This window comes from Pseudomonas sp. R25(2017), from assembly GCF_002112565.1.
Taxonomy (GTDB): Bacteria; Pseudomonadota; Gammaproteobacteria; order Pseudomonadales; family Pseudomonadaceae; genus Aquipseudomonas; species Aquipseudomonas ekonensis.
On the sequence record NZ_NEHZ01000011.1, the window covers coordinates 125,752 to 147,478 of the forward strand.

Consider the following 21,727-nt stretch of genomic DNA (forward strand, 5'->3'; position numbering starts at 1 on the left):
CCACACATCAGAGCCCGGCGGCCTTCAGGCGCGCCGCATGCTCGACGAACAGCCGCACCGGATCCGCGCCCTTGCCCACCAGCCCCAGCGACTGGTTGACGATGTCGAAGTGATCCATCGGGTAGTCGTCGCCGATCACCGTGCCCAGGTGCGAGCTGCAACGCCCGACCATGCCGTCGCACTGCCCGGCCTCGCGCACGAAGGTTTTGGCGAACAGCCGGCAGCTGCGGTGGGTGCCGTCGAACAGGTTGCCGCCCCGGTCGGTCTTGCCCGGCTGCAAGGTGCCGGACCAGGAATAGTAGCGCACGCCGTCGACGACCTCCGGCCCCTGCCCGCCCCAGGTTTCGGGCAGCCCCTGTGGATAACTCCGGTTGAACAGCGCCACGCCCTCGGTCGTGAGCGACTGGTGCGACGCGTGGATGTCCACCGGCAGCTTCGGCCCGCGGTAGCCGGTCTCCAGCACACCCATCAACCAGCCGACGAACCGCAGCAGCACCTCCAGCAGTCGGCCCCGGGCGCTGTCCGCCGGGTAGTGGCGTTCGAGGTAGTCCGCCAGCTCCGAACCATGGTTGGGCCCGGCCACGGACGTCACCGACGCCACCCGGTCCGGCCGTTTGGCCGCCGCGTAGCGGGCGGTCAGCGAACCCTGGCTGTGGCCGATCAGATTGACCTTCTCGGCGCCGGTGTCGCGCAGGATCTCGTCGATCCGCGCCAGCAACTGCTCGCCGCGCACTTCGGTGGAGTTGAGCGGCGACACCTGCACGGCGATCACCGTGGCGCCGCCCCGGCGCAGCGCAGACACGATCCCGTACCAGTACGGGTACAGCACCAGGCGAATGAACCCGAGCATGCCCGGCACCAGCACCAGGGGATATCGGGTGGCCGAGGCTTGCGACATGGGCGGACTTCCTTGTGAAGGTTGAGGGGATGCGGGGCCAGCAAAACGCCCGCCCAGCATCCGCGCCGAAGATGACAACTCAACCGGCAGCCTACTTCAGCCCCGCCACCCCCGCCACAATCAGCCCCACCGACAGCAGCTTGACCAGGGTCAGGCTCTCGCCCAGCAGCACGACCCCGAGCAGCACCGTGCCCAGCGACCCGATGGCCGTCCAGACCGGGTAGGCGACGCTCACCGGCAGCTCGCGCATCGCCAGCGTCAGGAAATACACCCCGCCCACCGCCGCAGCCACCGTGATCAGCGACGGCCACAAACGGGTGAAGCCGTCGGCGTACTTCATGCCCATGGCGAACGTGACCTCGAACGCCGCCGCGACCGACAACAATAGCCAGGCCACCTAGAACGCCCGGGCCAGGCCGAGCAGGCGCTGCTCGGCCTCGGCCACCGACACCGCGAAGGTGCGTTCGGCGGATTCCTCGCCCTCGGCCGCCACCACCGTGACGTCGTTGATGCCGATGAAGCCCAGCGCTGTGCGCAGCCACGGATCGGCGTGGTTCAGGGCCTCCAGCTCGCCGCCCGGGCCGAAGCCGAAGCCGCCGCGGGTGGTGACGATCAGCGCTTTCTTGCCTTGCAGCAGCGGCGTGTACTGGGCGATGCCGTTGTCCAGCGTGTGGTCGAAGGTCAGGCCCAGCCGCACGATCTGGTCGACCCAGGCCTTGAGGCCGCTGGGCACGTTGAAGTTGTACATGGGCGTGGAGATCAGCAGCAGGTCATGGTCGAACAGCTCGCCGACCAGTTGGTCGCTGAGCGCAAGGTCCGCCTGCATCGTCAACGGCCGCGCCTCGGGCTCCGGATAGAACGCCGCCGCGACGAACGCCTCGTTGACCGCCGGGATCAGCGCCCGGCCGACTTCGCGGCGGGTCACCTGGGCCTGCGGGTGGCGCGCCTGCCAGGCACTGAGAAACCCCTCTGCCAAGCGCCGCGAATGGGAACGCTCGCCCCGTGGGCTGGCATGGATCGCAAGAATTTTGCTCATCTGTATATCCTCCGGACTAGAATCGAACTGCTTGTGGCTTGCAGCTTGAGGTTCGCAGCCGCCTCTCTTCAAATGAGCAAAAATCAGTCTGGATGAATCCATTTCATCCATGGAGTGTTCCCATGTTCGCCTCGTTGCCGTTGACCGCCCTGCGCGCGTTCGAATCCGCCTCGCGCCTGCTGAGCTTCAAGGCCGCCGCCGAAGAGCTGGCGGTGACGCCCACGGCGATCTCGCACCAGATCCGTTCCCTGGAGGACTGGCTGGGCGTCGCCCTGTTCGAGCGCCTGCCGCGCCAGGTGCGCCTGACCGAAGGCGGCGAGCGACTGTTCCGCAGCCTCCACGGCGCCCTGCTGGAGGTGGCGCAGAGCGTCGACACCCTGCGCCCGCAGCGCAGCGGCAGCAGCCTGACGCTGTCCACCACCGCCGCGTTCGCCGCGCTGTGGCTGGTGCCGCGCCTGGGCCGCTTCTATGCCCGCCACCCGAACATCAACGTGCGCCTGGACACTCACTGCGAAGTGATCGACCTGCACCAGGACGCCAGCGTCGACCTGGTGCTGCGCTACAGCCTGGACGACTACCCGAACCTGTACGGCCTGTGCCTGTTCGACGAGTCGTTCGGGGTGTACGGTTCGCCCGAGCAGGTGGCGCTGGCCGCCCGGCGCACCCCCGCGCTGATCAGCGTGCGCTGGCACAACTCGAAGCTGTACGCCCATGGCTGGGAGGCCTGGTGCGCGATGTCCGGCGAAAACTGGCTGAAGCAGCAGCCGGCGATCCGCGAATACGACGAAGAGCATTACGCCCTGCAAGCCGCCATCGCCGGGCAGGGGCTGGTGCTGGCGAGCAACATCCTGGTGTCGGAGAGCGTCGCCGGCGGCCTGCTGGTGCCGTACAAGGGCACCGTGCAGGTCGACGGCGCCGGCTACAGCGCCCTGTGCGTGCCGGGGCGCGAGCGGCATCCGCCGGTGAAGGCATTCTTCGCCTGGCTGCAGGAGGAGGCCCGATTGTCGGGACACCTGCCGCGCTGAAATCCGATAAAACTTTTTGCCTCGCCCGACACTCACAACCTGGGAAGCGACCGCGTCGGCAGAACGCGGCGCACAAACGGATTAGCCTCCAGGAGACCGACATGAGCGACCTGCATTTATCGGATGTGCAAACCCTGCGCGAACGCGCACGGCAACATGTGGAAAACGGCGCCGTCACCGAAACCTACAGCGCCGACCGCCAGGAAGTGCTGCGCCTGCTCAACGAATCGCTGGCCACCGAACTGGTCTGCGTGTTGCGCTACAAGCGCCATTACTTCATGGCCAACGGCCTGAAGGCCAATGTGGCCGCCGACGAATTCCTCGAACACGCCACCCAGGAAGCCGCCCACGCCGACCGCTTGGCCGAACGCATCGTGCAGTTGGGCGGCGAGCCGGAATTCAACCCCGACCTGCTGTCGAAGCTGTCCCACGCCCAGTACGTGGCCGGCAAGACCCTCAAGGAAATGGTCTACGAGGACCTTGTGGCCGAGCGGATCGCCATCGACAGCTACCGCGAAATCATCCAGTACCTGGGCGAGAAAGACCCCACCACCCGGCGCCTCTTCGAAGACATCCTGGCCCAGGAAGAAGAACATGCCGATGACATGGCCGACATCCTGAAAGACCTGTAGCGCCAGCACCGCACCCGAAGACCTGTAGGAGCCAGCCTGCTGGCGACGGCGTCACTCGCAGCACCGCAAGCCACTGTTTTGCCTGGCTATGCGCCGCGCTTGCTGACGTCATCGCCAGCAGGCTGGCTCCTACAGTTTTGAGCTGCAGGCCCTACGGCTTGGTGGGCTTGACGGTGACAGGCGCCTTGCCCGCCTTCATCTGCTCCAGCAACGGCGCGCACTGGTTCGGCTCCCCGCCGCTGGGCGCCACCAGCGCCAGCAGGCCCGCCGCCGGCGCCGCGATCACGCCCAGCGCCACCATCCCCGCCCCGCGCAGCATCAACGGCACGGCCTTGACCCCGGCGTCCGGCTTGATGAACTTGCCTCGCACGTACAGCGGCGAACGCAGCGAGATCAAGCGCCAACCCTTCGACTCCGGCGTGACGGTCAGGTCCAATTGCTCGGTGGCCATGTTCGCCGTGCCGTCGATGTAGACGATGGCGTTCTCGGTGTCGAACACAAACAGCCGCGTGGTGGCCAGGCCGGTCTTGATGTCGAAGTCCGCCGCCGCGCAGTTGATCTTCACTTCCTTGTCGCCGAACACCTTGCCGACCACATAGTTGCCGACGTTGAGTCCCGCCAGCTCCATCAGTTCGCGGCTGATGGCGCCGTCGTTGATCAGCATCTTCAGGTTGCCGTTGGCGCCGCCCAAGAGCTTGGCCACCGAGTTGCCGCGGCCGCTGAGGTCAGCGTCGCCGTTGAGTTCGCCGAAGCTGGTCTTCATCGGCTCGAAGGTCGGGAACAGCTGCTTGAGCTTGAACTTGCGCGCCGTCAGCTTGGCCCGGCCCTCCAGCGGCTCGCTGCGCCCGTTGAGGCGGATCTGCGCGTCCAGGTTGCCGCCGGCCACGCCGAAGCGCAGCGGTTCCAGGCTCAGTTCGCCGTCGTTGAGCTTGAGGTGGGTGTAGAGGTCGCTGAACGGCAGTTTCTCGCTGTGGACGATGCGCTTGCCGGTGAATTCGACGTCCGCGTCCATGTCGCGCCAGCGTTCGGTCTTGAATTCCTCGACCGGCAGCACCTTGTCCGCCGGCTGCTTGCTCTCGCCGCCCCGGGCCTTTTGCTTGGCGTTGGAGTCGGCGCCGATCAGCGGCGCCAGGTCGCTGAACAGCAGTTGATTGGACAGCAGCGCGCCGCTGAGCTTGGGACGCGGCTGGCTGGCGACGTAGGCCAGGTCGCCGTGGATGTCGCTGCTGCCGATCTTGCCGTTGAACTGCTCATAGCGGAACTGCGCGCCGCCGGGCTCGTGCAGCTTGGCGATGAGGTGGCCGTCGGTGGCATAGGGCGGGGTGTCCGGCAGGGTCACGCCGGTCAGCGGGTAAAGGTTGCCGAGGCTGGTGCCGGCCAGTTTCAGCCGCAGGTCCAGGGCGCCGAGGTTGAGCGGGTCGGTGAGGGTGCCCGCCAGCTCGACGCTGGTTTCGCCGATCTTCGCCTGGGCCTGCAGCGGGAACGGCTTGGCGGCGTCCTGCAGGGCCAGCAGTCCGCCGATCTTGCCTTGCCCGGCGAGCGCCTGGCCGTGGTACTGGCCGGTGACTTTCAGGCCGAACGCGTAGTCCTGCGGCGCGGCGCCCTTGTCCTGGGCGGTCTTCGCCGCTTTTTCGCCGACGATGTCGCTGAACGGGATCGGCTTGCCCAGCGGATCGATCAGCACATCCAGCCGGGTCTTCAAGTATTGGTCGTCGAGGGTGACGTGGCCCTTGTCGAAACCGATGGCGCCGATGTCCACCACCCAGTTCGACGGTTCGGCGTCCGGATCCTTCGGATCGAACGTGAATGTCCAGTTGGCGCGGCCGTCGGCCAGCCGCTGCAATTGGGCTTCGGGCTGGGTCAGGTCGATGCGCGGGATCACCACCCGCTGCGCCAGCAACGCCAACGGCGATAGGCGCAGCTCGACGCGCTTGAGGGTGACCATCTGCGGCTGCTTCGACCAGTCCGGGTTGCCCAGGCTCAGGTCCTCGGCCACCACGTGCGGCCACGGCACCCAGGCGCGCCAGCCGCCCTCGTCCGGCTCGCGCCGCCAGACCACCGACAGATCGCCGTTGATGGCGAACGTACGGTGCAGTTCCTCCGAGACCTTGGCGTTGAGCGGCGGCTTGATCCGGTTCCAGTCGAAAAACACGATGATCAGAACCAACACCGCCAGCAGCAAGGCAAGGGTGGCGAAGGTCCAAGTAACGATCTTTTGGGTGCGCGTCATTGCACAAAGCTCCTGAAGACGGCGGCGGGCCACAAGAGGCCCTACATGGAATCTACGACTGGCAAACCGGACGCAGGTTTAATCGAAAGGCTGTCGGCGGCGGAAAAAACGCGCCGATCCTGACCGATCGGTCGAGGAAGCGTTACCGCCCCCGCACTTTTGCGAGGCAAGAGTGGGTGGAAAATACCCACCGCGGTGCAAAACCGATCGGCTGAAAGGCCCGGGCTAGAGCCTCCCGGCCGAACAATCAATTCTGTTGATTATTACCATTGTGTTTATGAACTTTTATATCGACTTATCGAGAGTAGCATTGCCCTCGTACCCACTTTATCGCCCTCCCAAGGAGCAACCCATCATGAAACGCCAATTACTCTTCAGCCTTACCCTGTCCATGCTGGCCAGCACCGCTTTCGCCCTGCCGGCCGCCGACCAAGCCACTCCGCAAGCCAAGGCCAGCCATTCGGTGTTCAGCCAGACCGTGGCCGCCGACGGCTCCGACCGCACCCCGCAAGGCCAGACCCTGGCAGAAAACGGCCGTAACCGCCTGGAAGAGAAAGGCCTGGTGCAAGACGGCTACGACAAGACCCCTCAAGGCCAGTTCGTCGCAGAAGGCGGCCGCGACCGTCTGGAAGAGAAAGGCCTGGTTCAGGACGGCTCCGACCGTACCCCACAAGGTCAAACCCTGGCAGCCGACGGTTCCGACCGCACTCCACAAGGCCAGACCCTGGCAGCTGACGGTTCCGACCGCACCCCACAAGGCCAGACCCTCGCAGCTGACGGCTCCGACCGCACTCCACAAGGCCAGACCCTGGCGGCTGACGGTTCCGACCGCACCCCACAAGGCCAGACCCTCGCCGAAGGCGGTGGTGACCGTGTGATCGAACGCAACGCCGCGCTGAGCTGAGCCCATGACGGCCCGGAAAAAAAGCCCGATCAACCGATCGGGCTTTTGACTTTTCGGCCCCAGGCACCCAAGTCCCTGCCCCTTCCTGCGCAACATCCCCGCCATCGTTCGACGCCGGCAAAGCCGATTTGCTAGAGTGCGGCGCTTGTCCTGCCCAGAACCCACCTTTGATGCTGCCCCGCGCCGAACAGAAACAACAGACCCGCAACGCCCTGATGGACGCTGCCCGCCACCTGATGGAAAGCGGCCGAGGATTCGGCAGCCTGAGCCTGCGCGAAGTCACGAAAACCGCCGGGATCGTGCCCACCGGTTTCTACCGGCATTTCGCCGACATGGACGAACTGGGCCTGGAACTGGTGCGCGAAGTCGGCCAGACCTTCCGTGAGACCATCCGCCTGGTGCGCCACAACGAATTCGTCATGGGCGGCATCATCGATGCGTCGGTGCGCATCTTCCTCGACGTGGTCAGCGCCAACCGTTCGCAGTTCCTGTTCCTGGCCCGCGAGCAGTACGGCGGATCGCTGCCGGTGCGTCAGGCCATCGGCCGCCTGCGCGAAGGCATCAGCTCGGACCTGGCGGCGGACCTTTCGCTGATGCCCAAGCTCCAGCACCTCAACGCCGCGGCGCTGAGCGTGATGGCCGACCTGATCGTCAAATCGGTGTTCGCCACCCTCCCGGACATCATCGACCCGCCGGCCGACGCCTTGCCGGAACACCTGACGCCGCAGGCGAAGATCACCCAGCAGCTGCGCTTCATCTTCATCGGCCTCAAGCACTGGCAAGGCCTGGGCAGCACCGAATAATCCCCGCCGCTCCGCCCTTCTGCTCTGGGAGCCAACCTGCTGGCAATGGCGCCCGCCATGACGCCGTAGCCCGGATCAATACAGTTGCCTCCAAAAACGCGGCATCACGGCCTTCATTTGGTGCATGTAAAAAACTTCACGCACCAAAACGCCTCACATTTCTGCAACATCTTGAAACATCCACTACGCTCCGACAGGGTTTTCCTACGCCTCGGCCGATTGGCAAGCCCCTTGCTCTAGCCTGAGCATTGTCCACTGCCGGAAGCGCTCCAATGCTGGTGATCCATCGCCGAATCGCCCCTCAGCCCGCCTGGGCCGCCGAGCTGCACCTGACCTTCGAGGCCCGCAGCAAGAGCCGCCTGCGCTGTTTCAGTGCCGACGGCGAGGACGTCGGGCTGTTCCTGGAGCGCGGCCAGCCGCCGCTGCACGACGGCGAATGCCTGGAGGCCCAGGACGGCAGGATCGTGCGGGTCTGCGCCCGCCCCGAACAACTGCTGCACGTCACCTGCGCCAGCGCCTTCGAACTGACCCGCGCGGCCTATCACCTGGGCAACCGTCATGTCGCCCTGCAAGTAGGCGACGGCTGGCTGCGCCTGCTCGACGACTACGTGCTCAAGGCCATGCTCGAACAGCTCGGCGCACAGGTCCAGGCCATCGAAGCGCCGTTCCAGCCGGAGCACGGCGCCTACGGCGGCGGCCATCACCATTCGCACCACGGTGACGCGGACTTCAACTACGCGCCGAAACTCCACCAGTTCGGCGTGCGCCTGTGAACCCGGCCTGGGCGCTGCTGCGCCTGGCCAGCCCGCAGTTGCCGATCGGCGGCTACAGCTATTCCCAGGGGCTGGAAATGGCGGTGGACAACGGCCGTGTCGGCAGCCCCGACAGCGCCCGGCGCTGGATCGGCGACCAACTGCTGCTGAACCTCGCCCGGTTCGAGGCGCCGCTGCTGCTCGCCCACTGCGAGGCCGCCGCCGACGAACGCTGGGACGACCTGCTGCACCTTGGCGACGCCCACCGCGCCAGCCGCGAGACTCGCGAGCTGCACCTGGAGAGCCGGCAGATGGGCTATTCGCTGCAGCAATTGCTCAGCGGCCTGCCGGAGCTGGATGCCCCGGCCCGGATCGTGCTCGAGCGCTGCGCCGAACCGCACCTGGCCCTGGGCTGGGCCTTGGCCGCCCGCGCCTGGCGGATCAGCCCCCAGGACGCACTCGCCGCGTGGCTGTGGGCCTGGCTGGAAAACCAGCTGGCGGTATTGATGAAAACCCTGCCGCTGGGCCAGCAAGCCGCCCAGCGCCTGACCAGCGAACTGCTGCCGCTGCTGCAACAGGCCCAGCAGGACGCCACCCGCATCGACCCCGAACGCCTCGGCAGCGCCGCGTTCGGCCTGTCCTTGGCGTGCATGGCCCATGAGCGCCAGTACAGCCGTCTGTTCCGTTCCTAGGGCCTTTCAATTTGGAGAACCGCATGAACACACAACCTTTGCGCGTCGGCATCGGCGGCCCGGTCGGCTCCGGCAAGACCGCCCTGACCCTGGCCCTGTGCCTGGCCCTGCGCGAGCGCTACAACCTGGCCGTGGTCACCAACGACATCTATACCCGCGAAGACGCCGATTTCCTGGTGCGCAACCAGGCGCTGGCACCGGAACGCATCATCGGCGTGGAGACCGGCGGCTGCCCGCACACGGCGATCCGCGAGGACGCCTCGATCAACCTCGAAGCGGTGGATCAGCTGAACCGGCGCTTTCCGGGGCTGGACCTGATCCTGGTGGAATCCGGCGGCGACAACCTGTCCGCCACGTTCAGCCCGGAGCTGTCGGACCTGACTATTTACGTGATCGACGTCTCGGCCGGCGACAAGCTGCCGCGCAAGGGCGGCCCCGGGATCTGCAAGTCCGACCTGCTGGTGATCAACAAGATCGACCTGGCGCCGCTGGTCGGCGCTTCGCTGGAGATGATGAACAGCGACACCCAGCGGATGCGCAACGGCAAGCCGTTCGTGTTCAGCAACCAGAAGACCGGCCAGGGCCTTGAGGAGATCATCGCCTTCATCGAACGCCAAGGGCTGCTGACGGCGGCCTGATTCATTCAACGACAAGGAAGCTTATCCATGACGCTCAAACGCATTTTCGCTGCCGCAGCCCTGCTGCTCGCCCCGGCCCTGGCCTTCGCCCATCCGGGCCACGGCGACAGCGGCCTGGTGGCCGGCATCAGTCACCCGATCGGGGGCCTCGACCATTTGCTCGCGATGCTGGCCGTCGGCCTGTGGGCCGCCCAGCAACGGGGCGCGGCCCGCTGGGCACTGCCGTGCACCTTCGTCGGCACCATGCTGATCGGCGGTCTGCTCGGCTTCGAAGGCCTGGAACTGCCGGCGCTGGAAAGCGGCATCGCCGCCTCGGTGCTGGCGCTCGGCCTGGCCGTGGCGCTGGCGGTGCGTCCGCCGCTGGTGATGGCGGTGGCGGCGACGGCGCTGTTCGCCCTGTTCCATGGCGTGGCCCATGGGCTGGAACTGCCGGACATGTCGAGCCCATGGGCGTATGCCGCCGGCTTCGTCGTGGCGACGGCGGCGCTGCATGCGGCGGGCTATGGCGTGGTGCGCGCGCTGCCTCAGGCCGCGGCGCCGCTGGTGCGGCTGGCGGGTGCGGCGTCGGCGGCGACCGGGGCGTGGCTGTTGGCGGGTTGATCCTAGCGGCCGGATCGGGCCTCATCGCCAGCAGGGCTGGCTCCCACAGGTTTCGGGCTTGCGCTGAACCCATGCGGGAGCCAGCCCTGCTGGCGAAGGCGGCCTGACAGACACCGCGCAACTCAGGCCGAGCTCTCTGCTACCATGTCGCGCAATCGCCCCAGCCGTGACGACGTCCGCCCATGCCGCAAGCTTCCCGTTCCGCCTCCCTGCCTGAATTGACCGCCCTGTTCGGTCAGGTGCAACAGCACTTTCTCGACGTGATCGTGCCGCTCTGGCAAGGCCCTGGCTGGAACGCCGACCTGGCGCTGCCCTTCGAGGCGCTGGACGCCGCGCACAACCCAATGCCGCCGCAGCGCTACCGGGCGATGGCCTGCGCACGGCAGCTGTACCTGTTCGCCGGCCTGATCGGCCAGGTCGAGGGCGCCGAAGCCCGTGCAGCGGCGCTGTTCCGCTCGCTGCAGCGGCACTTCCACGACGCCGAGCACGGCGGCTGGTTCTACAGCATCGACCCGCAGGGCAAACCGCTGGATCGGCGCAAGGACCTCTACACCCACGCGTTCATCCTGTTCGCCTGCGCCCATTACTGGGACAAGGTGCGCGAACCGCTGGTGGAATCGACCCTCGACGCCGCCCTGGAAATCATCGCCCGGCGCTTCGCCACCGGTGACGGCCTCTACGAAGCCTGCCTCGAACCGGACTGGATCACCCTGGAGACCGGCCCGCTGCAGAACCCGCTGATGCACCTGGCCGAAGCGTTCCTCGCCACCTTGGCCGTGCGTGAAGACGCCGCCGTGCGGCAGGCGCTGACCGAGTTGTGCACAGCCATGCACGCGCGCTTCATCGACCCGCAGCAGAGTGTGCTGCTGGAGAAGCCGCTGGGCGCTGTGGATAACTGGTATGAGCCGGGGCATCAGTTCGAGTGGTATTTCCTGCTCGCCTCTTCGCCGCTGCTGCGTGGCTCGAAGCTGCATGGCGCGCTGGAACAGTCGTTCGCGTTCACCGAACGGCACGGCGTGGAACCCGCCACCGGCGCTGTGCTGGCGATGCTGGATCCGCTGCCGGAACGTCCCGCGAAGGACTCGACCCAGCGCATCTGGGCCCAGGCCGAATACCTGCGGGCGCTGACCTTGCGGGCGGACGGCGAAGCGGCGGTGCTGCGCCAGTTGCAGGCATTGCAGCAACGCTTCCTGCATGAGGGCGGCTGGCACGAGTGCCGCGACGCCGACAGCGACGTCAGCCGCAAGGACATGCCGTCCACCACGCCGTATCACCTGGCGACCTGCTACCGCGGGCTGGCCGACTATCTGCGCTGACGTTCAGTCCTCTATCGCAAGCAGGCTCGCTCCCACACCGGATCTTCGCGACACCGAAGACCTCATGTGGGAGCGAGCCTGCTCGCGAAGAACGATGGCGCGGTCTTAAGCCTTGTTGCGCTCGATGGCGAACCCGGCCCAGCTCTGGCTCACCGGCATCAGCTCCAGACGGTTGATGTTGATGTGCGCCGGCGCGTTGAGCACCCAGAAGATGGTCTCGGCGATGTCCTGCGGCTGGATCGGCTCGGCGCCGGCGTAGGTGGCGTCGTAGCGCGCCTGGTCACCGGCGAAGCGCACCAGCGAGAACTCGCTTTCGCACAGGCCCGGCTCGATGTTGCTCACGCGCACGCCGGTGCCTTGCAGGTCGCAGCGCAGGTTCAGGGAAAACTGCTTCACGAACGCCTTGGTCGCGCCGTACACATGGCTGCCCGGGTACGGGTAGTTGCCGGCGATGGAGCCGAGGTTGACGATGCCCGCGCCGCGGCCGTGGGCGATCAGGCGCGGCAGCAGCAGCCGGGTGCTGTACATCAGGCCTTTGACGTTGGTGTCGACCATGGTGTCCCAGTCGTCGAGGTCGCACTTGGGTGCCGGATCCACGCCCAGCGCCAGCCCGGCGTTGTTGATCAGGCCGCGCAGAGTGGCGAAGGACGGCGGCAGGTTGGCGATCGCCTCTTCCATGGCCTTGCGGTCGCGCACGTCCAGCACCAGGCCGTGCACTTCGGTCTGTTTCGACAACTCTGCGCACAGGGCCTTGAGGCGTTCTTCACGACGGCCGGTCAGCACCAGTTTCCAGCCGGCCTCGGCAAAACGTCGGGCGCAGGCTTCGCCGAAACCGGAGGTCGCGCCGGTGATAAACAGGGTGTTGGACATCGTGTTCTCCTTGCTTCGGCCGCCGTGGGCGGCCCTTGGAATGGACAATCAGCGGGCAGCATGCCCGGCCTTTACCCTGTGGGCAACCTCCACTCCCTGTACAAAAAACGCTCAATAGCCTGAACACCCCAGCCGTCGTGGCCTGTAGCCGGATGCCCGCACGTTATCCACAATCCCTTCCACAGTTTCCGGGGGCAACTGATCCGGCGCAAAGCCACGCCGCACAAGGCTTTGCGGGCCAAATGCAAAGTTTTTCCCTTGACCCTGGACAAGCACTTGTGCCGCATCGGGCATCCTGCACGACCGCCCGGTCACCACCATGATTGCGCGAGGCCAGTAACCACGGCCCTCTGCGGCGTCTTTCCAGAGATTGCCCACAGAGTTATCCACAGGCTTGCGCACACCCCGACGGGCCCTTTGCCGGGCTGACAAAAAGGTTGACAAACGGGTCATCGCCCCAGCAAAAAATCGCTGATCAAAAAACACCCATCGAGCTGCAAGCCACGGTTTAAAAGGCTTTCAGCCAGCTACTCCCACGTTATGCACAGCCGGTTCCACAGCCGGTGGGGACAAGTCAAAACTGTGCAAAAACAGCCGTTTGCAGCGTCTTTATGTCGCGCTTCGGGAGGTTGGGATTTTGGTTTTCCACAATTGAGGCGTCATCGAAAGTCAACTGCGGGAGCGAACCTGCTCGCGTCAGCGACCTGCGAGGTTGAATGTGCCGCCGCCATCGCGAGCAGGCTCGCTCCCACAGGGTTCAAGGCACCGTCCGGGCATGAAAAAGCCCCGGGGCTTGCGACCCGGGGCTCTGTCTTGCTGTGGAAAACTCAGTGCCCGCCCAGGTAGGCGTTGCGCACCTCCTCGTTCACCAGCAGTTCCTGGCCGGTGCCGCTGAGGCGGATCTCGCCGTTGACCATCACGTACGCCCGGTCGGACAGCTTCAACGCGTGGTTGGCGTTCTGCTCGACCAGGAAGATGGTCATGCCGGTCTTCGCCAGTTCGCGCAGGGTGGCGAAGATCTGCTTCACCACGATCGGCGCCAGGCCCAGGCTCGGCTCGTCGAGCAGCAACAGCTTGGGCCGGCTCATCAGCGCGCGGGCGATGGCGAGCATCTGCTGCTCGCCGCCGGACATGGTCATGGCCCGCTGGCTGCGCCGCTCCTCGAGCCGCGGGAACAGCTCGAACATGCGCTGCATGTCTTCCTTGGCATGCTTGTCGCCGATCGGGATGGTGCCCATCAGCAGGTTTTCCTCGACGGTCATGTCGGGGAACACCCGCCGCCCTTCCGGCGACTGCGCGATGCCGTTGGAGGCGATGTAGTGGGACGACTTGTGGGTGATGTCCACGCCCTGGTAGAGGATCTGCCCGGACTCCGCCCGGGGCTGGCCGAAGATCGACATCAGCAGGGTGGACTTGCCGGCACCGTTGGAGCCGATCAGGCTGACCGTCTCCCCTTCGTTGATGTGCAGCGAAACGCCCTTGAGGGCCTGGATCGGCCCGTAGTACACGTTCAGGTCCTTGAGTTCGAGGATCGGTCGGCTCATACCACTTCCTCTTCGTCGGCGCCCAGGTAGGCGGCAATCACTTTCGGATCGTGACGGATGTCTTCAGGGCCGCCCTCGGCGATCACCACGCCGTGGTCCAGCACCACAATGTGGTCGGAAATGCTCATCACCATGCCCATGTCGTGTTCGATCAGCACCACGGTCAGATCGTGCTCGTCGCGCAGCAGCCGGATCATCGCGCTCAGCGCTTCGGTTTCCTGAGGGTTGAGGCCGGCGGCCGGTTCGTCGAGGCAGATGATCTGCGGCCGCGTGCACATGGCCCGGGCGATCTCCAGGCGGCGCTGCTGGCCGTAGGACAGCTCGCCGGCCAGGCGGTTGGCGCAGTCCACCAGATCCACCACTTCGAGCCAGTAGAACGCGCAGTCCAGCGCGTCGCTCTCGGCCTTGCGGTAGCCCTTGGTGTTGAGGATGCCGGACAGCATGTTGCGGTTGACCCACATGTGCTGGGCCACCAGCAGGTTCTCCAGCACCGACATCTCCTTGAACAGGCGGATGTTCTGGAAGGTGCGGGCCAGGCCTGCGCGGTTCACCAGGTGGGTGCCGCCGAACATCTTGTAGTACAGGCGGCTGGCGAAGGTCTTCGGCGAGACGAAGTCGGTCGGCTTGAACGACTCGCCCAGCAATTGGATGACGTTGGTCTGCCGCCCGCGCACGTTGAGTTCGATCTTGCCGCCGGAGGCCTTGTAGAACCCGGTCAGGCAGTTGAACACGGTGGTCTTGCCGGCGCCGTTGGGGCCGATCAGGGCGAAGATCGAATTGCGCTTGACCTTCAGGCTGACGTCGTTCAGCGCCTTGATGCCGCCGAAATGCATCATCAGTTTCTCGACAGAGAGCACGACTTCACTCATGGCGCAGCCCTCTCATAGTGAATGGCACCTTTGCGTGGGGTGACGCCGGTGCGGCTGATGCGGATCAGCCCCCGAGGTCGCCAGATCATCATCAACACCATCAGGATGCCGAACAGCAGCACGCGGTATTCGGCGAAGCTGCGCAGCAGTTCCGGGGCGACGGTGAGCACGAACGCGGCGATCACCACGCCGATGGTCGAACCCATGCCGCCCAGCACCACGATGGCGAGGATCAGCGCCGACTCGAAGAAAGTGAACGAGGTCGGGTTGACGAAGCCCTGGTACGTGGCGAAGAACACCCCGGCCAGGCCGGCGGTGGAGGCGCCGATGGTGAACGCCGAGAGCTTGACCAGCACGTGGTTCAGGCCCATCGAGCGGCAGGCGATCTCGTCCTCGCGCAGAGCTTCCCAGGCGCGGCCCACCGGCATCTTGACCAGCCGGTGCTTGATGTACAGCACGGCCAGCACCACCAGGAACAGCACGGCGTAGATGAAGTAGTACTTGATGTCCGGGTTGTAGGCGATGCCGAAGAACTCGTGGAACGGCACCCCGCCGTCCTTCGCCCGCTTGCCGAACTCCAGGCCGAAGAAGGTCGGCAGCGGCGCCGGCATGCCGTTCGGGCCGCCGGTCAGGGACAGCCAGTTGTTGAGGATCAGCCGGATGATCTCACCGAAGCCCAGGGTCACGATCGCCAGGTAGTCGCCGTGCAGGCGCAGCACCGGGAAACCGAGGATGCACCCGGCGAGGCCGGCGGTGATCGCCGCCAGCGGCAGCACGGTCCAGAAGCCCAGCCCCAGGTACTGGTAGCCGAGCGCCAGGCCGTAGGCGCCGATGGCGTAGAACGCCACGTAACCCAGGTCGAGCAAGCCGGCCAGGCCCACCACGATGTTCAGCCCCAGCCCCAGCAGCACGTAGATCAGGCCGAGGATGACCACGCCCAGCAGGTAGGAGTTGGAGAAGAACGGCAGTGCCACGGCGACGACGATCATCAGCGGGATGATCCAGCGCAGCCGCGACTTGTAGTCCGGCGGCAGCACGTGCACGCCGGAGCCGGTGCTCTCGAAGCCGTCGAGGATGCGCAGGCCCCTGGGCGTCTGCAGGAACAGGCTCAGGGCGAAGCGCCCGGCCATGACGATGGCGATGATCCACGCCACGCGGGTGGGTTCCAGGTTGAAGCTGTAGCCGTCGAGCACGACGCCGACGATCGGGCCGAACACGATCAGGGCGATCAGGCCGGCCAGGATGGCCTCGACCACACTCTTTTTCACATCAATGGATTTGGCAGTGGTTGAAGACATCGCTTACACCTTCGACACAAGAGGACGGCCCAGCAGGCCCTGAGGCCGGAAGACCAGGACAAGCACGAGCAGCGAGAAGCTGAACACGTCCTTGTAGTCGGAGTTGACCAGGCCCGAGAACAGCGACTCGGAAATGCCCAGGATGATCCCGCCGAGCATCGCGCCAGGCAGCGAACCGATCCCGCCGAGCACGGCGGCGGTGAACGCCTTGATGCCGATGACGAAGCCTGCGTAGAAGTCGAAGGTGCCGTAGTTCATGGTGATCAGCACGCCGGCCAGGGCCGCCATCGCCGCACCGATGATGAACACGTAGGAAATCACCCGGTCGGTGTTGATCCCCAGGATCGAGGCCATCTTGCGGTCTTGCTGGGTGGCGCGGCACATGCGGCCGAGCTTGGTGTACTTGATCACGTAGGTCAGCAGGCCCATGCCGATGAACGCCGCCACCAGGATGAAGACCTTGGTGTAGGTGAGCTGGACGAAGCCGGTGCCGACGTCGATCCGCCAAGCGCCGGTGAGCAGCGTGGGCACGCCTTGCTGGCGGGCGCCCTGGCTGATCTGGGCGTAGTTCTGCAGGATCAGGGAAATGCCGATGGCGCTGATCAGGGGCGCCAGCCGTGTGGAGTTGCGCAGGGGCTTGTAGGCGATGCGTTCGATGACCCAGCCGTACACCCCGGTGACCACGATGGTGAAGACCAGGGTGCCGAGCATCAGCAGCGGGAAGGATTCGATACCGAAGTAAGCCAGCAGTGCCAGACTGATCGCCGCGAGGTAAGCGGAGATCATGTAAACCTCGCCGTGGGCGAAGTTGATCATGCCGATGATGCCGTAGACCATTGTGTAGCCGATGGCGATCAGGCCGTAGACCGACCCGAGGGTCAGGCCGTTGACCAGTTGCTGCAGGAAAATACCATCCATAACGCAATCTCACGCAGTGAGAACCTGCACGCCCGAGGGCGCGCGGCTCTTCTAGGAAAAATACAGATTTACGTCGGAGCAGGGTCAGCCGCGACCGGTCAGCCCCCGCGCCCCCTGTGGGATCTGGCCTGCCAGCGATGACGGCCTCACATTCGGCACCGTTGGCGCCTGTCGGTCCGTCATCGCGAGCAGGCTCGCTCCCACACGGGATCTGCGCGGATCAGCCGGTCGGGCCGACGCTTATTTCTGTTTTTCCAGCTGGTGGTATTTGCCGGTCGCGTCCCACTGGTAGACCACGTAGTCGGACACTTTCAGGTCGCCCTTCTTGTCCCAGGCCTTCTCGCCCATGACGGTCTTCACCGGGTTGGCCTTCAGCCACTCGGCGGCCTTCTCGCCGCTGTTGGACTTGGCGCCGTTGAACGCGGCGGCCAGGGTCTGGACCGAGGCGTAGGCGTACAGGGTGTAGCCCTCAGGCTCGGTGCCGGCCTTGCGGAAGGCGTCCACGACGGTCTTGCTGTCCGGCAGCAGGCGCGGGTCGGCGCCGAAGGTCATCAGCACGCCGTCGACGTACTGCGGGCCGCCGGCGGTGGTCACCAGTTCGTCGGTCACGATCCCGTCGTCGGACATGAACTTCACGTCCTTCAGGCCTTCGGTGCGCAGTTGCTTGACCAGAGGGCCGGCTTCCGGATGCAGGCCGCCGAAGTAGACCACGTCGGCACCGGCCGCGCGGATCTTGGTGACCACGGCGCTGAAGTCTTTTTCGCCGCGGGTCAGGCCTTCGTACAGCACCGGCTTCACGCCGCGCTTCTCCAGCTGGGCCTTGGTGGCGTCGGCGAGGCCTTGGCCGTAGGTGTCCTTGTCGTGCAGCACGACGACCTTCTTGCCCTTGAGCACGTCGACGATGTAGTCGCCGGCCACGATGCCTTGCTGGTCGTCACGGCCGCACATGCGGAACATGGCGCTCAGGCCGCGCTCGGTGACCTGCGGGTTGGTGGAGCCTGGAGTGATCGCGATGATGCCGGCTTCGTCGTAGATCTCCGAAGCGGGGATGGTGGAGGAGGAGCAGAAGTGACCGACCACGCCGGCGACCTTCTGGTTGGTGAGGTCCTTGGCGACCGTCACGGCCTGCTTCGGCTCGCACGCGTCATCGCCCTTGACCAGCACGATCTTCTCCCCGTTGACGCCGCCCGCCGCGTTGATCGCGTCCGCCGCCGCCTGTGCCCCCTTCATGTACTGCTCGCCGAATGCCGCGTTGGCGCCGGTCATCGGGCCCGCCACACCGATCTTCACATCAGCTTGTGCAAACGCAGAGACACCCAGCGCAGCAGCCACTGCGAGGGCCAGGAAGCCTTTCTTGTAAAACGTCTGGGACATGAGGTGGTGCTCCAAGGTTTTTTTTAGTTGGCACTGCGACTTCACTTCACGAAATGCTCAGAGCAAGGGCCGTGCCATCGGTTTTTTATTCTTCAAAAAGTCGCTGCTTTCTTGTTATTTCGACTGTTTCGTTCCCATTTTCATTGGGCGTGCAACCGTCTAAACCGCGGAAGGTGAAACCAAGGTTTTTTTGAGGCGCAACCTTCGCGCGCCATCATTGCAACCGCGGCGCCAAACGACGTGCAACCCACCTGTAACAGCCCGCGTCACCGAACTGCACACTGCTGGTGCGGGACTGCTACGGCCCGCACCATTACAGGCTAGTCGCTGCGCCGGAAAGCGCCGCGTGGAGCAACAAATTTCAACACTCAGATGACGATGCGCAGGCACTGGCCCGCGTGATACAGCGAGAACCCGGCCTCGTACAGGCAACTGCGCAGGCCCACGCCCGCCAGAGGCTGCATCGGTGCGAAGGGGATCGGCAGGGCCTGAGGATTTCCGTTACACAGATAGTCGGCGAAGGCCTTGCCGACCACGGTGCCGGTGGTGACGCCGCGGCCGTTGTAGCCGGTGACGGCCACGATGCCGGGCGCCGGCTCGAACAGGCGCATCAGGTGATCGGGGGTGAAGGCGATGCGCCCGGTCCAGGTGCATTCCCATTCCACCGGTTTGAGGTTGGGGAAGTAGTGGCGCTGCACCCGGTCGGCCCAGGCCTTGAGGAACCACGCCGGCTTCTGGTTGCCGTTGCCCAGGCTGCCGAGCAGCAGCCGGCCGTCCTTGTCGCGGCGGATGCTGCTCAGCACCTGGCGGGTGTCCCACGAGCCCTGCCCGCCCGGCAGGATTTCCTGGGCGGCGTCCTCGGTCAGCGGCACCGAAGCGACCTGATAGTAGTAGCCGGGGAAGAAATTGCGCTTGAGCTCAGTCCAGTCGCCTTCGGTGTAGGCGTTGGAGGCGATCACCACCTGCTCGGCCAGCACCGAGCCTTGCTCGGTCTGCACCGACCATTTCGGCCCTTGCCGTTCCAGCCGGACGACCGGCGAATGGTCGAACACCTGCCCTCCGAGGCCCGCAACCGCCTTGGCCAGCCCCGTGACATAGCCCATCGGATTGAGCGTGCCGGCGCGGCGGTCGAGCAACGCGGCGGCGATCTTGCGGGTGCCGGTGGCCCGTTCGCAGGCCTGGCCGGTGAGCAGTTCCACCGGCGCGCCCCGGCGCTTCCATTGTTCCTCGCGGCTGCGCAGGTCCGCCTCGCCCCGGGCGTTGTGCGCCATGTGCAGGGTGCCTTCGCGGCGCAGCTGGCAATCGATGGCGTATTTGTCCACCAGGCTGAACACCAGCGCCGGCGCCGCCCCCAACATGCGGTTGAGCTGGCTGCCCACCGCTTCGCCGAAGCCGGCCTCGATCTCGTCCGGCGGGATCCACATGCCGGCGTTGACCAGCCCGACGTTGCGCCCCGAGCCGCCATGGCCGGCGCGGTGGGCTTCGAGCACGCAGACGCGCTTGCCCTTCTCCAGCAGGTGCAGGGCCGCCGACAACCCGGTGAACCCGGCGCCGACCACGCACACATCGACCTTGACCTCACCCTTGAGCGCCGCGTTGTCGGGCCTTTGCGGCGTGAGGGTTTCCCACAGACATTCTTCGCGTAACGGCATTGCCAGACTCCAACAGAAACCCAACAAACACACTGTCCAGAATGTGGGAGCCAGCCTGCCGGCGAAAGCGGCACATCAGCCAACATTGATGTCGACTGACCCGCCGCCGTCGCCGGCAGGCCGGCTCCCACAGGGGATCGTCATCTCACCGACGGTTCAGTCGAAGGTGATGCCCTGGGCCAGCGGCAGCTCCAGCGAATAGTTCACGGTGTTGGTCTGGCGGCGCATGTAGGCGCGCCAGGCGTCGGAACCCGACTCGCGGCCGCCGCCGGTCTCCTTCTCGCCGCCGAACGCGCCGCCGATCTCCGCGCCGCTCGGGCCGATGTTGACGTTGGCGATGCCGCAGTCGCTGCCCACCGCCGACATGAACTTCTCGGCCTCACGCACATCGGTGGTGAAGATGCACGACGACAGGCCTTGCGGCACGGCGTTGTTCAGGCGCAGGGCCTCTTCGAAATCCGTGTAGCCGACCACGTACAGGATCGGCGCGAAGGTCTCGCTGCACACCACGTCGCTCTGCTCCGGCATTTCGACGATGGCCGGCGACACGTAGTAGGCGTTGGGGAACTGCTCCTGCAACTGGCGCTGACCGCCGAACACCCGGCCGCCCTCGCTCAAGGCCTGCTCCAGCGCATCCTGCATGTTGTCGAAGCTGTGCTTGTCGATCAGCGGGCCGATCAGGTTGCCTTCCAGCGGATGGCCGATGCGCACCTTCGAATACGCGGCCTTCAGGCGGGTGACGATTTCCTCTTTCACCGATTCGTGGGCGATCAGCCGGCGCAGGGTGGTGCAGCGCTGGCCGGCGGTGCCGACGGCGCTGAACAGGATGGCGCGCACGGCCATGTCCAGGTCGGCGCTCGGGCCGAGGATCATCGCGTTGTTGCCGCCCAGTTCGAGGATGCTGCGGGCGAACCGCGCCGCGACCTTCGGCGCCACTTCACGGCCCATGCGGGTGCTGCCGGTGGCGCTGATCAGCGCCACGCGCGGGTCGTCCACCAGCGCTTCGCCGGCGTCGCGGCCGCCGATCACCACCTGGCTCAGGTGCGCCGGGGCGTCGCTGAAGTTCTTCGCCACCCGCTCGAACAGTGCCTGGCAGGCCAGCGCGGTGAGCGGGGTCTTCTCCGACGGTTTCCACACCACCGGGTTGCCGCAGACCAGCGCCAGCGTGGTGTTCCACGCCCACACCGCGACCGGGAAGTTGAAGGCGCTGATCACCCCGACCACGCCCAGCGGATGCCAGGTCTCGCGCATGTGGTGGCCCGGACGCTCGGACGCGATGGTCAGGCCGTACAGCTGGCGCGACAGGCCGACGGCGAAGTCGCAGATGTCGATCATCTCCTGCACTTCGCCCAGGCCTTCCTGGGTGATCTTGCCGGCTTCCCACGACACCAGCTCGCCGAGGTCGGCCTTGTGCGCGCGCAGCACTTCGCCGAACTGGCGCACCAGCTCGCCGCGGCGCGGGGCCGGCACCTGGCGCCACAGCGCGAACGCATGATCGGCGCGACTGATGTGCTGCTCGACTTCGGCCGGGCCTTCCCAGTTCACGGCGGCGATGCGGCTGCCGTCGATGGGCGAATGCACCGGCACTTTGCCGTTCTGGTACAGGGCCGGGTTCACACCAAGACGATCAAGCAATGCGGCAACCATGGGTCACTCCTCAAGCGGAAACTGAATGT

General features: G+C 65.8%; 21 protein-coding genes. 9 read left to right on the plus strand and 12 right to left on the minus strand.

The features are described 5' to 3' along the window. Positions 1-7: 7 nt before the first annotated feature. From CAG31_RS16070 to CAG31_RS16080, 3 genes are all read right to left on the minus strand, one after another. Positions 8-898, minus strand: coding sequence for a triacylglycerol lipase (locus CAG31_RS16070; protein ID WP_085582807.1), 891 nt, complete (start codon positions 896-898; stop codon positions 8-10). A gap of 91 nt (positions 899-989) precedes the next feature. After that, positions 990-1,295, minus strand: a complete 306-nt coding sequence (locus CAG31_RS16075) for a multidrug efflux SMR transporter (protein ID WP_085582809.1) — start codon at positions 1,293-1,295, stop codon at positions 990-992. After that, positions 1,296-1,934, minus strand: a complete 639-nt coding sequence (locus CAG31_RS16080; RefSeq protein ID WP_085582811.1) for an FMN-dependent NADH-azoreductase — start codon at positions 1,932-1,934, stop codon at positions 1,296-1,298. A gap of 92 nt (positions 1,935-2,026) precedes the next feature. Between CAG31_RS16080 and CAG31_RS16085 the strand changes: the two genes are divergently transcribed. Both CAG31_RS16085 and CAG31_RS16090 read left to right on the plus strand, forming a co-directional pair. Then, a complete protein-coding gene (locus CAG31_RS16085; protein WP_170929979.1) occupies positions 2,027-2,959 on the plus strand; it encodes a LysR substrate-binding domain-containing protein in 933 nt (310 codons plus the stop codon). A gap of 101 nt (positions 2,960-3,060) precedes the next feature. Beyond that, positions 3,061-3,591 (plus strand): bacterioferritin, encoded by a 531-nt coding sequence (locus CAG31_RS16090; RefSeq protein WP_085582815.1) that lies wholly within the window; start codon positions 3,061-3,063, stop codon positions 3,589-3,591. A 151-nt stretch (positions 3,592-3,742) separates the two neighbouring features. Here CAG31_RS16090 and CAG31_RS16095 read toward each other — a convergent pair whose 3' ends face one another. Beyond that, a complete protein-coding gene (locus tag CAG31_RS16095) occupies positions 3,743-5,821 on the minus strand; it encodes an AsmA family protein (RefSeq protein ID WP_085582817.1) in 2,079 nt (692 codons plus the stop codon). 355 nt (positions 5,822-6,176) lie between these two features. On the opposite strand from CAG31_RS16095, the gene CAG31_RS16100 reads away from it, so the two are divergent. The 7 genes from CAG31_RS16100 (at position 6,177) to CAG31_RS16130 (ending at position 11,526) form a co-directional block, all read left to right on the plus strand. Then, a complete protein-coding gene (locus CAG31_RS16100) occupies positions 6,177-6,725 on the plus strand; it encodes a hypothetical protein (RefSeq protein ID WP_085582819.1) in 549 nt (182 codons plus the stop codon). 170 nt (positions 6,726-6,895) lie between these two features. Then, the gene (locus CAG31_RS16105; protein WP_085582970.1) at positions 6,896-7,528 is read left to right on the plus strand and encodes a TetR family transcriptional regulator; all 633 of its coding nucleotides are present in this window, start codon (positions 6,896-6,898) and stop codon (positions 7,526-7,528) included. 272 nt (positions 7,529-7,800) lie between these two features. Beyond that, entirely contained in the window at positions 7,801-8,301 is a 501-nt protein-coding gene (gene ureE, locus CAG31_RS16110; RefSeq protein ID WP_085582821.1) for an urease accessory protein UreE, read from the plus strand. Next, on the plus strand, positions 8,298-8,972 hold the full coding sequence (locus CAG31_RS16115; RefSeq protein WP_085582824.1) for an urease accessory protein UreF: 675 nt from the start codon (positions 8,298-8,300) through the stop codon (positions 8,970-8,972). The genes ureE and CAG31_RS16115 overlap by 4 nt, the downstream gene beginning before the upstream one ends. 23 nt (positions 8,973-8,995) lie before the next feature. Beyond that, positions 8,996-9,610 (plus strand): urease accessory protein UreG, encoded by a 615-nt coding sequence (ureG, locus tag CAG31_RS16120; RefSeq protein WP_085582826.1) that lies wholly within the window; start codon positions 8,996-8,998, stop codon positions 9,608-9,610. A 27-nt stretch (positions 9,611-9,637) separates the two neighbouring features. Next, positions 9,638-10,210, plus strand: a complete 573-nt coding sequence (locus CAG31_RS16125; protein WP_085582828.1) for a HupE/UreJ family protein — start codon at positions 9,638-9,640, stop codon at positions 10,208-10,210. Positions 10,211-10,392: 182 nt separating this feature from the next. Beyond that, positions 10,393-11,526 (plus strand): AGE family epimerase/isomerase, encoded by a 1,134-nt coding sequence (locus CAG31_RS16130; RefSeq protein ID WP_085582830.1) that lies wholly within the window; start codon positions 10,393-10,395, stop codon positions 11,524-11,526. 105 nt (positions 11,527-11,631) lie between these two features. Here CAG31_RS16130 and CAG31_RS16135 read toward each other — a convergent pair whose 3' ends face one another. From CAG31_RS16135 to CAG31_RS16175, 8 genes are all read right to left on the minus strand, one after another. After that, the gene (locus tag CAG31_RS16135) at positions 11,632-12,396 is read right to left on the minus strand and encodes an SDR family oxidoreductase (RefSeq protein WP_085582832.1); all 765 of its coding nucleotides are present in this window, start codon (positions 12,394-12,396) and stop codon (positions 11,632-11,634) included. Between the two features lie 827 nt (positions 12,397-13,223). Further along, positions 13,224-13,940 (minus strand): ABC transporter ATP-binding protein, encoded by a 717-nt coding sequence (locus CAG31_RS16145; RefSeq protein ID WP_085582834.1) that lies wholly within the window; start codon positions 13,938-13,940, stop codon positions 13,224-13,226. Beyond that, a complete protein-coding gene (locus tag CAG31_RS16150; RefSeq protein WP_085582836.1) occupies positions 13,937-14,809 on the minus strand; it encodes an ATP-binding cassette domain-containing protein in 873 nt (290 codons plus the stop codon). The genes CAG31_RS16145 and CAG31_RS16150 overlap by 4 nt, the downstream gene beginning before the upstream one ends. Next, on the minus strand, positions 14,806-16,107 hold the full coding sequence (gene livM, locus CAG31_RS16155) for a high-affinity branched-chain amino acid ABC transporter permease LivM (protein WP_085582839.1): 1,302 nt from the start codon (positions 16,105-16,107) through the stop codon (positions 14,806-14,808). Before livM ends, CAG31_RS16150 begins: the two co-directional genes overlap by 4 nt. A gap of 3 nt (positions 16,108-16,110) precedes the next feature. Beyond that, positions 16,111-17,025: a branched-chain amino acid ABC transporter permease LivH gene (locus CAG31_RS16160; protein ID WP_085582841.1), complete on the minus strand. Its 915-nt coding sequence runs from the start codon at positions 17,023-17,025 to the stop codon at positions 16,111-16,113. Between the two features lie 240 nt (positions 17,026-17,265). Beyond that, positions 17,266-18,399, minus strand: coding sequence for a branched-chain amino acid ABC transporter substrate-binding protein (locus CAG31_RS16165; protein WP_085582843.1), 1,134 nt, complete (start codon positions 18,397-18,399; stop codon positions 17,266-17,268). A gap of 368 nt (positions 18,400-18,767) precedes the next feature. Continuing rightward, positions 18,768-20,051 carry an FAD-binding oxidoreductase gene (locus CAG31_RS16170; protein WP_085582845.1) on the minus strand — a complete coding sequence of 428 codons (1,284 nt, stop codon included), beginning with the start codon at positions 20,049-20,051 and terminating at the stop codon, positions 18,768-18,770. A gap of 156 nt (positions 20,052-20,207) precedes the next feature. Then, complete coding sequence (locus tag CAG31_RS16175) at positions 20,208-21,698, minus strand: aldehyde dehydrogenase family protein (RefSeq protein ID WP_085582847.1); 1,491 nt, start codon at positions 21,696-21,698, stop codon at positions 20,208-20,210. Positions 21,699-21,727 lie beyond the last annotated feature (29 nt).

Coding starts and splice junctions, on each gene's coding strand:
- CAG31_RS16070 (WP_085582807.1), bottom strand. CDS start 898: ATGTCGCAAGCCTCGGCCACCCGATATCCCCTGGTGCTGGTGCCGGGC.
- CAG31_RS16080 (WP_085582811.1), bottom strand. CDS start 1,934: ATGAGCAAAATTCTTGCGATCCATGCCAGCCCACGGGGCGAGCGTTCC.
- CAG31_RS16085 (WP_170929979.1), top strand. CDS start 2,027: ATGAATCCATTTCATCCATGGAGTGTTCCCATGTTCGCCTCGTTGCCG.
- CAG31_RS16090 (WP_085582815.1), top strand. CDS start 3,061: ATGAGCGACCTGCATTTATCGGATGTGCAAACCCTGCGCGAACGCGCA.
- CAG31_RS16095 (WP_085582817.1), bottom strand. CDS start 5,821: ATGACGCGCACCCAAAAGATCGTTACTTGGACCTTCGCCACCCTTGCC.
- CAG31_RS16100 (WP_085582819.1), top strand. CDS start 6,177: ATGAAACGCCAATTACTCTTCAGCCTTACCCTGTCCATGCTGGCCAGC.
- CAG31_RS16105 (WP_085582970.1), top strand. CDS start 6,896: ATGCTGCCCCGCGCCGAACAGAAACAACAGACCCGCAACGCCCTGATG.
- ureE (WP_085582821.1), top strand. CDS start 7,801: ATGCTGGTGATCCATCGCCGAATCGCCCCTCAGCCCGCCTGGGCCGCC.
- ureG (WP_085582826.1), top strand. CDS start 8,996: ATGAACACACAACCTTTGCGCGTCGGCATCGGCGGCCCGGTCGGCTCC.
- CAG31_RS16125 (WP_085582828.1), top strand. CDS start 9,638: ATGACGCTCAAACGCATTTTCGCTGCCGCAGCCCTGCTGCTCGCCCCG.
- CAG31_RS16130 (WP_085582830.1), top strand. CDS start 10,393: ATGCCGCAAGCTTCCCGTTCCGCCTCCCTGCCTGAATTGACCGCCCTG.
- CAG31_RS16135 (WP_085582832.1), bottom strand. CDS start 12,396: ATGTCCAACACCCTGTTTATCACCGGCGCGACCTCCGGTTTCGGCGAA.
- CAG31_RS16145 (WP_085582834.1), bottom strand. CDS start 13,940: ATGAGCCGACCGATCCTCGAACTCAAGGACCTGAACGTGTACTACGGG.
- CAG31_RS16150 (WP_085582836.1), bottom strand. CDS start 14,809: ATGAGTGAAGTCGTGCTCTCTGTCGAGAAACTGATGATGCATTTCGGC.
- livM (WP_085582839.1), bottom strand. CDS start 16,107: ATGTCTTCAACCACTGCCAAATCCATTGATGTGAAAAAGAGTGTGGTC.
- CAG31_RS16160 (WP_085582841.1), bottom strand. CDS start 17,025: ATGGATGGTATTTTCCTGCAGCAACTGGTCAACGGCCTGACCCTCGGG.
- CAG31_RS16165 (WP_085582843.1), bottom strand. CDS start 18,399: ATGTCCCAGACGTTTTACAAGAAAGGCTTCCTGGCCCTCGCAGTGGCT.
- CAG31_RS16170 (WP_085582845.1), bottom strand. CDS start 20,051: ATGCCGTTACGCGAAGAATGTCTGTGGGAAACCCTCACGCCGCAAAGG.
- CAG31_RS16175 (WP_085582847.1), bottom strand. CDS start 21,698: ATGGTTGCCGCATTGCTTGATCGTCTTGGTGTGAACCCGGCCCTGTAC.